The sequence below is a fragment of the Micromonospora sp. NPDC127501 genome, assembly GCF_040302185.1.
Lineage (GTDB): Bacteria > Actinomycetota > Actinomycetes > Mycobacteriales > Micromonosporaceae > Micromonospora.
In genome coordinates this window covers 56604-69957 of record NZ_JBEORJ010000011.1, presented here as the reverse complement: position 1 = coordinate 69957, position 13354 = coordinate 56604, and the positions used below count along the sequence as shown (strand labels likewise).

The 13354-nt window shown below is 71.1% G+C and carries 12 protein-coding genes; 11 read left to right on the top strand and 1 reads right to left on the bottom strand.

The window, feature by feature from the left end; genetic code table 11:
* Positions 1-21 precede the first annotated feature (21 nt).
* The 6 genes from ABTW72_RS23790 to ahcY all read left to right on the top strand — a co-directional run bounded on the left by ABTW72_RS23790 (position 22) and on the right by ahcY (position 6869).
* Positions 22-1407, top strand: coding sequence for a phosphomannomutase/phosphoglucomutase (locus ABTW72_RS23790; protein WP_350861949.1), 1386 nt, complete (start codon positions 22-24; stop codon positions 1405-1407).
* A 61-nt stretch (positions 1408-1468) separates the two neighbouring features.
* Positions 1469-1654 carry a Trm112 family protein gene (locus tag ABTW72_RS23785; protein ID WP_091394023.1) on the top strand — a complete coding sequence of 62 codons (186 nt, stop codon included), beginning with the start codon at positions 1469-1471 and terminating at the stop codon, positions 1652-1654.
* Positions 1651-2847, top strand: coding sequence for an SIS domain-containing protein (locus ABTW72_RS23780; RefSeq protein WP_091394020.1), 1197 nt, complete (start codon positions 1651-1653; stop codon positions 2845-2847). The genes ABTW72_RS23785 and ABTW72_RS23780 overlap by 4 nt, the downstream gene beginning before the upstream one ends.
* A 67-nt stretch (positions 2848-2914) precedes the next feature.
* Complete coding sequence (locus ABTW72_RS23775; RefSeq protein WP_350861946.1) at positions 2915-3922, top strand: cation diffusion facilitator family transporter; 1008 nt, start codon at positions 2915-2917, stop codon at positions 3920-3922.
* A gap of 3 nt (positions 3923-3925) precedes the next feature.
* Entirely contained in the window at positions 3926-5089 is a 1164-nt protein-coding gene (manA, locus tag ABTW72_RS23770; RefSeq protein WP_350861944.1) for a mannose-6-phosphate isomerase, class I, read from the top strand.
* Positions 5090-5369: 280 nt separating this feature from the next.
* Positions 5370-6869, top strand: coding sequence for an adenosylhomocysteinase (gene ahcY, locus ABTW72_RS23765; RefSeq protein ID WP_091394012.1), 1500 nt, complete (start codon positions 5370-5372; stop codon positions 6867-6869).
* Positions 6870-6955: 86 nt separating this feature from the next.
* Here the strand turns inward: ahcY and ABTW72_RS23760 are convergent, their stop codons facing one another.
* Positions 6956-7114 carry a hypothetical protein gene (locus ABTW72_RS23760; RefSeq protein ID WP_350861942.1) on the bottom strand — a complete coding sequence of 53 codons (159 nt, stop codon included), beginning with the start codon at positions 7112-7114 and terminating at the stop codon, positions 6956-6958.
* A gap of 169 nt (positions 7115-7283) precedes the next feature.
* On the opposite strand from ABTW72_RS23760, the gene efeU reads away from it, so the two are divergent.
* From efeU to mtrB, 5 genes are all read left to right on the top strand, one after another.
* On the top strand, positions 7284-8183 hold the full coding sequence (gene efeU, locus ABTW72_RS23755; protein ID WP_350861940.1) for an iron uptake transporter permease EfeU: 900 nt from the start codon (positions 7284-7286) through the stop codon (positions 8181-8183).
* A gap of 22 nt (positions 8184-8205) precedes the next feature.
* Positions 8206-9339, top strand: coding sequence for an iron uptake system protein EfeO (gene efeO / locus ABTW72_RS23750; protein ID WP_091394006.1), 1134 nt, complete (start codon positions 8206-8208; stop codon positions 9337-9339).
* Between the two features lie 25 nt (positions 9340-9364).
* Positions 9365-10642, top strand: a complete 1278-nt coding sequence (gene efeB, locus ABTW72_RS23745) for an iron uptake transporter deferrochelatase/peroxidase subunit (RefSeq protein ID WP_350861937.1) — start codon at positions 9365-9367, stop codon at positions 10640-10642.
* Between the two features lie 223 nt (positions 10643-10865).
* Positions 10866-11555 (top strand): MtrAB system response regulator MtrA, encoded by a 690-nt coding sequence (gene mtrA / locus ABTW72_RS23740; protein ID WP_030331519.1) that lies wholly within the window; start codon positions 10866-10868, stop codon positions 11553-11555.
* Positions 11556-11567: 12 nt separating this feature from the next.
* Positions 11568-13325 (top strand): MtrAB system histidine kinase MtrB, encoded by a 1758-nt coding sequence (gene mtrB, locus ABTW72_RS23735; RefSeq protein WP_350861935.1) that lies wholly within the window; start codon positions 11568-11570, stop codon positions 13323-13325.
* Positions 13326-13354 lie beyond the last annotated feature (29 nt).

Genomic DNA, 13354 nt, shown 5'->3' with positions numbered 1-13354 from the left:
TGCGGCCAAGGAGTGGAACACGTGTCTGATCTGTCCCAGATTGTGAAGGCGTACGACGTCCGCGGGACGGTGCCGGACCAGTGGGACGAACGGGTCGCCGAGGCACTGGGCGCCGCCTTCACCCAACTGCTCAACTCCACCGACGAGCCGGGCGACGCCGTCGTCGTCGGGTACGACATGCGGGCCACCTCGCCCGGCCTGGCCGCCGCGTTCGCTGCCGGCGTACGCGCCGAGGGCCGCTCGGTGATCGAGATCGGCCTCGCCTCCACCGACCTGCTCTACTACGCGTCCGGTTCGCTCGACCTGCCCGGCGCGATGTTCACCGCCAGCCACAACCCCGCGCAGTACAACGGCATCAAGATGTGCCGCTCCGGTGCCCGCCCGATCGGGCAGGAGAGCGGCCTGGCCGAGATCCGGGAGCGGGCCCAGGCCCTCCTGGACTCGGGCGACGCTCGTCCCGCCGGTGCGCCGACCAGGCCCGCCGAGCGGCGCGACCTGCTCCCCGACTACGCCGGCTACCTGCGCAAGTTGGTCGACCTGTCGGGCATCCGGCCGTTGAAGGTGGTCGTCGACGCCGGCAACGGCATGGGTGGCTTCACCGTTCCGACAGTGCTGGGCGACGCGGCCCTGTCGCCGCTGCCGTTGGAGATCGTGCCGCTCTACTTCGAGTTGGACGGCAGCTTCCCCAACCATGAGGCCAACCCACTTGACCCGGCGAACCTGGTCGACCTCCAGCGCGCGGTGGTCGAGCACGGGGCCGACATCGGGTTGGCCTTCGACGGTGACGCCGACCGGTGCTTCGTGGTGGACGAGCGCGGTGAGCCGGTCTCACCGTCGGCGATCACCGCACTCGTGGCCGCCCGTGAGTTGGCCAAGCACCCGGGTTCCACGGTGATCCACGGCCTGATCACCTCCAGCGCCGTCGCGGAGATCATCCGGGAGCACGGTGGGCAGCCGGTCGTCGCCCGGGTCGGGCACTCCTTCATCAAGGCGGAGATGGCCCGCACCAACGCCGTCTTCGGCGGCGAGCACTCGGCGCACTACTACTTCCGGGACTTCTGGTTCGCCGACACCGGGATGCTCGCGGCGATGCACACGTTGGCCGCGCTGGGCGAGCAGTCGCTGCCGCTGTCCGTGTTGGCCGGTGAGTACGAGCGCTACGTCGCCTCCGGCGAGATCAACTCGACGGTGGTCGACCAGGCGGCAGCGGTGGCCGAGGTGCGCGCCGCGTACCCCGACGCGGTGGCCGACGAGATGGACGGGCTCACCCTGCGTTTCCCCGACGGCGCCTGGTTCAACCTGCGCGCCTCCAACACGGAGCCGCTGCTGCGACTCAACGTCGAGGCGCCCACCCGGGATCGGATGGTCTCGCTCCGGGACGACGTGCTCGACCGCGTTCGCCGATAAGATCGCCTGCGCCGGTCGGCACCGCCGTCGGTCAAGCCGTACACGTGGAAGGAGCCGCGCCATGGCCCTGGATCCGCAGTTGCTCGAGATTCTTGCCTGTCCGGACACGCACCACGCCCCGCTCACCTATGACGCCGAGGCGCAGACGTTGACCTGTACGGAGTGCGGCCGGATCTTCGAGGTCCGCGACGACGTGCCGGTGCTGCTGCTCGACGAGGCGCGCGGCGGCCCCGGGCAGTCCTCATGATCGACGGTACGGCCGGGGTCAGTGGGCGCCGCGACGCCGACGAGGCCCTGCTCGACAACCCGCAGGCGTTGGCCGAGGCCGACCCGGGCGGCATGCTCCGGCACACGGCGTCGGCCGGTGCGCAGGTTCGCGAGAGCGCCGCACTGGCAGCCGAGGCGAACCTCGCGGTGCTCGCCGACGACGGGCGGCCCCGAGCCGTCGTGATCGCCGGCATCGGCACCGCCGGGCGTACCGGGGACGTGCTGGCCACGGTCGCCGGGCCGCGCTGCCCGGTCCCGATCATCGGGCACCGCTCCGCCGGCGTACCCGGTTGGGTGGGCGCGGCCGACGTGGTGATCGCGGTGAGCGCGTCCGGACGTAGCCCGGAGGCGCTCGGCGCGGCCGAGGCGGCCCACCGCCGCGGTGCCCGGCTCGTCGCCGTGGGTGCCCCGGACTCGCAGTTGCAGTCGATCGCCGAGCAGGCCCGGGCGCCGTTCATCCCGGTGCCCCGGCGTGCCCCGGCCCGGGCCAGCCTCTGGGCGCTCACCGTGCCGGTCCTGCTCGCCGCCCGTTCCCTCGGGCTCGTGAAGGTCAACGAGGCGGACCTGGCAGAGACCGCGGCCCGGCTCGACGCGGACGCCGACCGCTGCCGGTCCGCCGCCGAGTCCTTCGTCAATCCGGCGAAGTCACTGGCGCTGGGCCTGGCCGGCTCGATCCCGATCGTCTGGGGTTCGTCCCCGCTGGCCACGGTGGCGGCCCGCCGGTTCGGCGACACCCTGTCGGCCAACGCCCGCTACCCGGTGGTCACCGGAGCGCTGGGTGAGGCCGGGCGGGGTCGGGTCGGGCTGCTCGACGGCGTCTTCGGCGGCCTGGCCGAGGGGGAGCGGGACATCTTCGCCGACCCGGCCGAGGACGACGGCGAGGGCACCAGGCTGCGGCTGGTGCTGCTGCGCGACGGCGGGCTCAACGCCGAGGACGACACCGACGAGCCGCTCGCCGTCGAGGAGCGCCGTGCGGACGCGGTGCAGACCCTCGCGGAGCGCCGTGGCGTGCGGTGCGACGTGGTGACCGCCGAGGGCGGCTCCGCCCTGGAACGGCTGGCGTCGCTGATCGCCGTTCCGGATTTCGCCTCGATCTACCTTGCTCTGGCACATGGGCTGGACCCGATGGCCGTTCCGGCCATCACCGAGATGAAGGAGCTGTCGAACCAGTGAACGAACGTAGGGGGCGGCGCGTCATGCGCGGACCGGGCGGCTTCGTGCGGCGAAGCGGAGCGGTGGCATGAGCGCCAACGGTGGGACGAAGGCGATTGTCGCCGCCCTGCTGGCCAACATCGGCATCGCCGTCACCAAGTTCATCGCGTTCCTGCTCTCCGGCTCGTCGTCGATGCTGGCCGAGGCGGTCCACTCGGTCGCCGACTCCGGTAACCAGGGCCTCCTGCTGCTCGGTGGCAAGCGGGCGAAGCGCGCGGCCACCCCGGAACACCCTTTCGGGTACGGCCGGGAGCGCTACATCTACGCGTTCATCGTGTCCATCGTGCTGTTCAGCATCGGTGGCCTGTTCGCGCTCTACGAGGCGTACCACAAGTGGCATCACAAGGGCGGCATCGAGTCCTGGCACTGGCTGCCGGTGGTCGTGCTGGTGTCGGCGATCATCATGGAGTCGTTCTCCTTCCGGACCGCCATCAAGGAGTCCAACCACGTCCGGGGCAACCAGTCCTGGGTGCGTTTCATCCGGCGGGCCAAGGCGCCGGAGCTGCCGGTGGTGCTCCTGGAGGACTTCGGCGCGCTGGTCGGTCTGGTGTTCGCCCTGTTCGGCGTCACCATGACGCTGATCACGGGCAACGGCGAGTGGGACGCCGCCGGCACCGCGATGATCGGCATCCTGCTGGTCGTCATCGCCGTCGTGCTGGCCATCGAGACGAAGAGCCTGCTGCTCGGTGAGGGCGCCGAGGCGTCCGAGCTGGCCGCCATCGAGCGGGCCGTCACCGACGGCCCCGAGGTGGAGCGGATCATCCACATGAAGACGCTCTACCTGGGCCCGGAAGAGCTGATGGTGGCTGCCAAGATCGCCGTTCCGGAGTGGGAGAGCGCCCGCGACCTGGCCCGTGGCATCAACGCCGTCGAGGCGCGGATCCGCGCCGCGGTGCCGATCGCCCGGGTGATCTATCTGGAGCCGGACGTCTACAGCGCCGCTGCCGCCGAGGCCGGCACCGGTGCCGCGGCCGCCACCGCCGTGCCCCAACCGCAGGACACGTCGGGCGAGCCGGCCGGGCGGCCCGGGGGCTGACGGGTGGAGCCACTGTACGGGCCGATCCGGGACTACGCCTGGGGCTCGCGCTCGGCCATCGCCCTTCTCCAGGGGCGATCGGTGCCGAGCGCGGGTCCGGAGGCGGAGCTGTGGTTGGGGGCCCATCCGGGCGCCCCGGCACACGTGGATCGCGCCGGTCTGCGGGTGAGCCTCTGTGACCTGGTGCGGGACGAGCCAGGGCAGTGGCTCGGCCAGCGGGTTTCCGAGCGGTTCGGCAGCCGGCTGCCGTTCCTGCTCAAGGTGCTCGCGGCCGACGCACCGCTGAGCCTGCAGGCCCACCCGGACGCCGAGCAGGCACAGGCCGGTTACGCGGCGGAGGCGGGGCGTCCCGAGGGGCAGCGCAACTACTCCGATCCGCACCACAAGCCGGAGCTGCTGGTCGCGCTCACCCCGTTCGAGGCCCTGTGCGGTTTCCGGGATCCGGCGGAGTCGGCCGAGGCGCTCGCCGCGTTCGGCGTACCGGCGTTGGCGCCCGTGGTCGCCGCGTTGCGGGCCGGGCCGGCGGGTTTGCGGACGGCGGTGCGGACGCTGCTCGGCTGGCCGGTCGCCAGGCGTCACGACCTGCTGGCCGCGGTGGTGGCAGCGCCGGCCGACGGCCCGGACGCCGAGCTGACCCGCCGGCTGGCCGAGGCGTACCCGGGGGATCCGGGTGCGCTGGTCGCGCTGCTGTTGCACCATCTGCGGCTGGAGGCGGGGGAGGCGATCTGGATGCCCGCCGGCAACCTGCACGCCTACCTGAGCGGCTGCGGCGTGGAGATCATGGCGGCCAGCGACAACGTGCTCCGCGGCGGCCTGACCCCGAAGCGGGTGGACGTCGACGAGTTGTTGCGGGTGCTGCGCTTCGAGGTGCTCGACGATCCGGTGCGGGCCGCGCAGCCGGTCGGCCCGGGCGTGGACTGGTGGCCCGTGCCGGTGGACGATTTCGCGCTGCACCGGGTGCGGGTCGACCAGGCGGTGCCCTCGGTGACGCTGCCGCTGCCCGGCCCCCGGGTGGTGCTCTGCGCTGGCGGTTCGATCACCGTGGACGACGGGGCCGGCGCGTTGACGCTGGTCTCGGGCGAGGCGGCGATCGGTACGGCGTTGGGAGCGCCGCTGCGGATCGACGGCGCCGGTGTGGCGTACGTGGCGACGTCCGGGCTGCGCTGACCTCGACTCGGGCCAACGACACAAGTCCGACTTTCCCGGAATAGCTTGACGTCACCCTGCCTGAGTGTGACTCTATGAGTACGCAGCGTTATCGCGACGACGGTCCGAGAACGTGCGGGGGAAACCAAACCGGGGGGATGCACGGGGCGGGCGGGACGTGGGCGGGAAGGTCCGTCCATCACCGACCGCCCCGTGCGCTGTCCGCCGACCGTGCCTGATGCCCGTCGCCGACGCGCGTAAGGTGGAGGGTCGGCGCAGACATCGTTCGACAGGAGCTTTCATGACCAGCACCCTCCCGGCGTCCGCCAGCGGCACGCCGTCCGAGGCCCGGCCGAGCACGCTCGCCGACGGCGACTTCAAGGTGGCGGATCTGTCGCTCGCCGAGTTCGGGCGTAAAGAGATCCAGCTCGCCGAGCACGAGATGCCCGGCCTGATGGCGATCCGGCGCGAGTTCGCCGAGGCGCAGCCGCTCGCCGGCGCGCGGATCACCGGCTCCCTGCACATGACCATCCAGACCGCCGTCCTGATCGAGACGTTGGTCGCGCTCGGCGCGCAGGTGCGCTGGGCGTCCTGCAACATCTTCTCCACCCAGGATCACGCCGCCGCGGCGATCGTCGTCGGCCCGGACGGCACCCCCGAGGCTCCGGCCGGGGTTCCGGTGTACGCCTGGAAGGGCGAGACCCTGCCGGAGTACTGGTGGTGCACCGAGCAGGTGCTCGCCTGGCCGGACGGGCAGGGCCCCAACATGATCCTCGACGACGGCGGCGACGCCACCCTGCTCGTACACAAGGGTGCCGAGTTCGAGCGGGCCGGGGCGGTCCCGCCGGTCGAGTCCGCCGACTCCGAGGAGTACGCGGTCATCCTCGAACTGCTGCACCGCTCGCTCGGCGAGGACGGCCAGCGGTGGACCCGGATCTCCGCCGGCATCAAGGGCGTGACCGAGGAGACCACCACCGGCGTGCACCGGCTCTACGAGATGCACCGGGCTGGCACCCTGCTCTTCCCGGCCATCAACGTCAACGACTCGGTGACCAAGAGCAAGTTCGACAACAAGTACGGCTGCCGGCACTCGCTCATCGACGGCATCAACCGCGCCACCGACGTGCTGATCGGCGGCAAGATGGCGGTCGTCATGGGCTACGGCGACGTGGGCAAGGGCTGCGCCGAGTCGCTGCGCGGCCAGGGCGCCCGGGTCGTGGTGACCGAGGTGGACCCGATCTGCGCGTTGCAGGCCGCGATGGACGGCTACCAGGTCGCCACGCTGGACGACGTGGTCGAGCAGGCCGACATCTTCATCACCGCCACCGGCTGCTTCGACGTCATCACCAACGAGCACATGGCCCGGATGAAGCACCAGGCCATCGTCGGCAACATCGGCCACTTCGACAACGAGATCGACATGGCCGGGCTGGCCAAGCGGTCCGACGTCGAGCGGATCAACATCAAGCCGCAGGTCGACCTGTGGCGCTTCGCCGACGGGCACGCCATCATCGTGCTCTCCGAGGGCCGCCTGCTGAACCTGGGCAACGCGACCGGGCACCCGAGCTTCGTCATGTCGAACTCGTTCGCCAACCAGACGATCGCCCAGATCGAGCTCTTCACCAAGACCGAGGAGTACCCGATCGGCGTCTACGTGCTGCCCAAGCACCTGGACGAGAAGGTGGCCCGGCTGCACCTCGGCGCGCTCGGCGCCAAGCTGAGCACGCTGACCAAGGAGCAGGCCGCCTACCTCGGCGTCTCCACGGAGGGTCCGTTCAAGCCGGATCACTACCGCTACTGATCGACATCTCCGGACCGGGTCGGCTGTTCGCAGCCGGCCCGGTTCGTCGTCTCCGCCGCCGGCTCGGCGGGCTCGGCGTCTCCGGCTCAGCTGGAACGGGGGCCGCGTCGGGTGGGCCGGAACCACGTCCAGACGCACCAGATCAGCCAGCCGACCGACACGACGGTGGCCAGCGCCCGCAGGCGTAGCGCGCTGAGCAGCAGCACCACGGCCAGCACCGTCAACCACGGCAGGAATCCCCTCACGGCGGGGATCCTTCCACAGCCGACCGGCGACAGGCCGGCTGCCGGCGGGCGTCGTCCTCGCCACGGACCTGGTGAGCTTGTCGTGAACGACTTGACGAGGGCCCTGAGCAGGGAGGAAGGTATGCCTGCCCTAAGTCAGCCAAGGCGTGCCTAACTACTCGGAGCCCGGATGTTCGCCACCTACCTGATCGGCCTGCGGGAAGGGCTGGAAGCCACCCTGGTGGTCAGCATCCTGGTCGCCTTCCTGGTGAAGTCGCAGCGCCGGGACCGGCTGCCGCAGGTCTGGGCCGGCGTCGGCCTGGCCGTGGCGCTCTCGGTGCTCTTCGGCTGGCTGATCGAGTACACGTCGACCTCGCTGCTGTCCCGTTCCGAGGATCGTGAGCTGTTCGAGGCGATCACCTCGGTCGCCGCCGTGGTCTTCGTGACCTGGATGATCTTCTGGATGCGCCCGGCCGCCCGGACCATCGCCGGCGAACTGCGGGGCAAACTCACCGAGGCCCTGGCCGTCGGGTCTCTCGCCGTCGCCGGCATGGCCTTCCTCGCGGTGATCCGCGAGGGCCTGGAGACCGCGCTGATCTTCTACTCGGCCGCCCAGGGCGCGGCCGGCGACAGCGGTCCGTTGCTCGCGTTGATCGGCGGCATCGTCACCGCCGTGGTCCTCGGTGTGCTGCTCTACGCCAGCGCTCTGCGGATCAACCTCAGCAAGTTCTTCACCTGGACCGGAGCGCTGCTGATCCTGGTCGCCGCCGGCATCCTCAAGTACGGCGTGCACGACTTCCAGGAGGCCGGCGTCCTGCCCGGCCTGAACGACCTGGCCTTCGACATCACCGGCACGCTCGACCCGAGCACCTGGTACGCGGCCCTGCTCGCCGGCATGTTCAACGTGACTCCCGCGCCGACCGTGCTGGAGACGATCGCCTGGGTCGCGTACGCCGTACCGGTGCTCCTGCTCTTCCTGCGACCGGCCCGGCGCAAGCCGGCACCCACCGCGACCACCACCACCGTCACCGAGCGCGGGGCCGACACCGGCGCCGAGGCCGAGGCGGCGTCCACGCCGCAGCGTGCCTGACCCACGAGGAGAGACAGTCCAGATGCGTACCACCCAGTTCTTCGCGCTGGCCGCCGCCGGCGTGCTGGCGACGGCCGGTCTGGCCGCCTGCTCCGACTCCGACAAGGGTGACTCGGCCGCGTCCGGCGGGCCGATCGTGGTCAAGGCCAGCGACACCGCCTGTGAGGTCGGCTCGACCGACCTGGGTGCCGGCACCGCCACCTTCAAGATCACCAATTCGGGCGCGAAGGTGACCGAGTTCTACGTGTACGCCGACGGCGACCGCGTCATGGGCGAGGTGGAGAACATCGCCCCCGGGTTGAGCCGCGAGCTGCACGTGGAGTTGCCGGCCGGCACGTACCAGACGGCCTGCAAGCCAGGGATGAGCGGCAAGGGCATCCGGGGTGCGCTCAAGGTCAGCGGGTCGGCGCAGCCGCTCACCGCGGACGCCGCGCTGGGTGACGCCACCGACAACTACCAGCGCTACGTCAAGAGCCAGACCGCCGCGCTGCTGGACAAGACCGAGGAGTTCGTCGGCGCGGTCAAGGCCGGCGATGTGGCGAAGTCCAAGGCGCTCTACCCGGTCGCCCGCACCTACTGGGAGCGGATCGAGCCGGTCGCCGAGATCTTCGGTGACCTCGACCCCAAGATCGACGGCCGCGAGGAGGTCATCGAGGAGGGGATGGAGTTCACCGGCTTCCACCGGATCGAGAAGGACCTCTGGCAGTCCGGTGACATCAGCAAGGACGGCCCGATCGCCGACCGGCTGCTGGTCGACGTCAAGGAGATCGTGGCCAAGGCGAACGCCGAGAAGCTCTCCCCGCTCCAGCTCGCCAACGGTGCCAAGGAACTGCTCGACGAGGTCGCCAGCGGCAAGATCACCGGCGAGGAGGACCGCTACTCGCACACCGACCTGTGGGACTTCGCCGCCAACCTCGAAGGTTCCAAGGCCGCCGTGTCCGCCCTGCGTCCGGCGTTGCAGCAGCGCTCGCCGGAGCTGGTCACACAGTTGGACACCGAGTTCGCCAACGTCGAGGGACTGCTCGGCAAGCACCGCGACGGTGACGGCTGGAAGCTGCACACCGCGCTGAGCAAGGCCGAGCTCAAGGAGCTCTCCGACGGGATCAACGCGCTCGCCGAGCCGATCAGCAAGGTCGCCGCGGCCGTCGCGAAGTGACCACCTGGCAGAAAGAGTCGAGTCCATGAGCGGGAGCAGGTTCACCCGGCGCCGGGCCATCACCCTGGCCGGCGCCGGGGTGGCCGGGGTCGCCGGGGTGGCGGCCGGCGCGGGGGCGCTGCTGAACGGCTCCCACGACCCGGCCGCGGCGAACGACCACCCGGCCGGGGCCGTGCCGTTCCACGGTGAGCACCAGGCCGGCATCGTCACCCCGGCGCAGGACCGGCTGCACTTCGTGGCCTTCGACGTGATCACCAAGGACCGGGCCCGACTCGTCGAACTGCTGGAGGAGTGGACGGCCGCCGCCGCCCGGATGACCGCGGGGCGCGACGCCGGGGTACTGGGTGCGGTCGGCGGGATGCCGGAGGCCCCACCGGACGACACCGGTGAAGCACTCGGCCTGCCTCCCTCGCAGCTCACCCTCACCATCGGCTTCGGGCCGACGCTGTTCCGCGACGCCGACGGACGGGACCGCTTCGGCCTCGCCGACCGTCGGCCGGCCGCCCTCGCCGAGTTGCCGAAGTTCCCCGGCGACGCGTTGCAGCCGCAGCTCTCCGGCGGCGACCTCTGCGTCCAGGCCTGCTCCAACGACCCGCAGGTGGCGGTGCACGCGATCCGCAACCTGGCCCGGCTCGGCATGGGCGTGGTGAGCGTCCGCTGGTCGCAGTTGGGCTTCGGCCGCACCTCGTCGACCTCCCGGGAGCAGGCCACCGCGCGCAACCTCTTCGGGTTCAAGGACGGCACGGCCAACCTCAAGGCCGAGGACACCGACCTGCTGCGCGACCAGTTGTGGGTGCAGCCGGGCGACGGACCGGACTGGATGGCCGGAGGCTCGTACCTGGTCACCCGCAAGATCCGGATGCTCGTGGAGACCTGGGACCGGACCTCCCTCGCTGAGCAGGAGGAGATCGTCGGCCGCGCCAAGGGCAGCGGCGCGCCGCTGGGGCGCAGCGACGAGTTCGACGAGCCCGACTTCGCCGCCCGTGGCGCGGACGGGAAGCCGGTGATCGCCGAGCACGCCCATGTCACGCTTGCCCACCCGAGTCGGAACGGCGGCGCTCAGCTGCTGCGCCGGGGTTACAACTTCGTCGACGGCTCGGACGGCCTCGGCCGACTCGACGCGGGCCTCTTCTTCATCGCCTACCAGCGCGATCCACGCCGTCAGTTCGTGCCGATCCAGACGCAGTTGGCCCGGCACGACGTGATGAACGAGTACCTGCGACACGTCTCCAGTGGGGTGTTCGCCTGCCCTCCCGGGGTACGCGACGGCGGAGACCACTGGGGGCGTGGGCTGTTCGGCTGACCGTCGTCCGGATTGCGACAACCGGATCGGCCCAGCCTGCGGTGGCGCCGGGCGGCGCCAAAGGGGGATCATGGTGGCAGCCTGGCGACGGCCCGTTCGCGCGCCAGGCACCGCAGCCGTGGCGCCGCCGCCGCGGACCGCGGTCACCGGTTTGCCGGCGGCGCGAAGCGTTACCGGCGGACGCCGGTCCCACCGAACTGAATGAGGATGCAATATTAATCCCATGAGAGCCCGCGTACTGGTGGTCGACGATGACCCCGCGCTCGCCGAGATGCTCGGCATCGTGCTGCGCAGTGAGGGTTTCCTGCCCTCGTTTGTGGCGGACGGCGAGCGGGCGTTGGCCGCCTTTCGCGACAGTCGTCCCGATATCGTGCTGCTTGACCTGATGCTTCCCGGTATGAGCGGTATCGACGTGGCCCGGTCGATCCGGGCGGAGTCCGGCGTGCCCATCGTCATGCTGACCGCGAAGAGCGACACCGTGGACGTCGTGCTCGGCCTGGAGTCCGGCGCCGACGACTACGTGGTCAAGCCGTTCAAGCCCAAGGAGCTGGTGGCCCGGATGCGGGCCCGACTGCGCCGAGGCGAGGACGTGGCCCCGGAGATGCTCACCATCGGCCCTCCGGACAACCAGATCACCATCGACGTGCCCGCGCACACAGTGAGCCGCAACGACGAGGAGGTGAAGCTGACGCCGCTGGAGTTCGACCTGCTGGTCGCGCTCGCCCGCAAGCCACGTCAGGTCTTCACCCGCGAGGTGCTGCTCGAACAGGTCTGGGGCTACCGGCACGCTGCCGACACCCGTCTGGTCAACGTGCACGTCCAGCGGTTGCGGGCCAAGATCGAGCCGGACCCGGAGCGACCGGAAATCATCCTCACCGTGCGGGGCGTGGGCTACAAGGCAGGGACCGGATAGCCTGGTCGCACTGTGTCGACCACGCCGCCCCCACCCTCCCCGAGTACGGCTGCCCGCCGGCCCAGCGCCGGCGGGGAGCTCTGGCGTGCGGTGAGCGGTCGGGTCGCCCGTGCGGTGGGTCGGGCGCACCAGACCTGGCGCCGCTCGCTCCAGGTCCGGGTCGTGACCATCACGCTGGTCGCGTCCAGTCTGCTGGTCGGCGGGTTCGCGTTCCTGATCGCTGACAAGATCACCACCATCCTGCTCGACAGCGCGCGCAGCGACGTCCGGCAGCGGGTGACCAGCGGTGCCAGCTACGCGGCCAAGCAGGTCTCCTTCTACGGGCAACCGCAGGAGGCGCAGCTCCAGGAGACCATCGACGGCACGGTCAACTACCTGGCCGGCGGCGACCCTCAGCAGACCAGCGGCGTGGTGGTGGCGATCACCGCCGACGACTATCCCAACGACATCCAGACGCGCACCGCCCCGTCGGCGAACGTGCAGTCGCTGATCAGCCCCGAGCTGCGGGCCGCGATCGCCGACGGCAAGGTGGCCAGCCAGATCCGCACCGGGCGACTCACCGGCGAGACCACCAAATACCTGGTCTACGGCTCGCCGGTGCCCACCCGCTTCGGCCAGATCGAGCTCTACTATCTGGTCCCGCTGGGCCAGCAGGACGTCACCGCCGCCGACGCCCGCGCCACAGTGGTGGCCACCGGCGTCGCGCTGGTGATCCTGCTCGGGTTGCTCGCGGCACTGGTCACCCGGCTGGTGGTCAACCCGGTCCGGGTCGCCGCACGAACCGCCCAGCGGCTCTCCGCGGGCCTGCTCGATCAACGGATGGTGGTCAACGGCGAGGACGACCTGGCCCTGCTCGCCGCGTCGTTCAACCAGATGGCCACCAACCTGCAACGGCAGATCCTGCGCCTGGAAGAGATGTCCCGGTTGCAGCGCCGCTTCACCTCAGACGTCTCCCACGAGCTGCGTACCCCGCTGACCACGGTCCGGATGGCCGCCGACCTGATCTTCGCTGAGCGCGACGAGTTCGACCCGGCGGTCGCCCGCAGCGCCGAGCTGCTCCAGGCCGAGCTGGATCGATTCGAGGAGCTGCTCACCGACCTGCTGGAGATCAGTCGGTTCGACGCGGGCTTCGCCATGCTGGATTCCGAGCCGACCGACCTGGTGCCGGTGGTGCACCGGGTGGTCGACCGGCTGGCTGGCCTGGCCGAGCGGGTGGGCGTACCGATCGAACTCGACCTGCCGGGCACGCCGGTGATCGCCGAGGTCGACCCCCGCCGGGTCGAGCGGGTGTTGCGCAACCTGGTCGGCAACGCCGTCGAGCACGGTGAGGCCCGCCCGGTGCTGATCACCCTCGGCATCGACGAGACCGCCGTGGCGATCACCGTCCGCGACCACGGTGTGGGGCTGAAGGTGGGCGAGGAGAAGCTGGTGTTCAACCGGTTCTGGCGGGCGGACCCGTCCCGGGCCCGGCAGACCGGGGGCACCGGGCTGGGGCTGTCGATCAGCCTGGAGGACGCACGGCTGCACGGCGGCTGGCTGGAGGCGTGGGGTGCGCCCGGGCAGGGCGCGCAGTTCCGGCTCACCCTGCCGGCCCGTGCGGGCGATCGGCTGACCACCTCACCGCTGCGGCTGGTGCCCGCCGACGCCGCGCTGCCGTTCGGCGGCCCCCGCGACGGTGGGCCACTGGCCATCGGTCCCGGCACCGGCGGTGCATTGGCGATCGGCCCGGCTCCGGCCGGAGACGGGCAGCGGACGGAGGTGCGCTCGTGAGACGGCCAACTGTGCTCGGGGCCCTCGGC

What these genes read in the sequence shown, in the direction of transcription:
- ABTW72_RS23785 (WP_091394023.1), top strand. Translation starts at nt 1,469, where the DNA reads ATGGCCCTGGATCCGCAGTTGCTCGAGATTCTTGCCTGTCCGGACACG.
- ABTW72_RS23780 (WP_091394020.1), top strand. Translation starts at nt 1,651, where the DNA reads ATGATCGACGGTACGGCCGGGGTCAGTGGGCGCCGCGACGCCGACGAG.
- ABTW72_RS23775 (WP_350861946.1), top strand. Translation starts at nt 2,915, where the DNA reads ATGAGCGCCAACGGTGGGACGAAGGCGATTGTCGCCGCCCTGCTGGCC.
- ahcY (WP_091394012.1), top strand. Translation starts at nt 5,370, where the DNA reads ATGACCAGCACCCTCCCGGCGTCCGCCAGCGGCACGCCGTCCGAGGCC.
- efeU (WP_350861940.1), top strand. Translation starts at nt 7,284, where the DNA reads ATGTTCGCCACCTACCTGATCGGCCTGCGGGAAGGGCTGGAAGCCACC.
- efeO (WP_091394006.1), top strand. Translation starts at nt 8,206, where the DNA reads ATGCGTACCACCCAGTTCTTCGCGCTGGCCGCCGCCGGCGTGCTGGCG.
- efeB (WP_350861937.1), top strand. Translation starts at nt 9,365, where the DNA reads ATGAGCGGGAGCAGGTTCACCCGGCGCCGGGCCATCACCCTGGCCGGC.
- mtrA (WP_030331519.1), top strand. Translation starts at nt 10,866, where the DNA reads ATGAGAGCCCGCGTACTGGTGGTCGACGATGACCCCGCGCTCGCCGAG.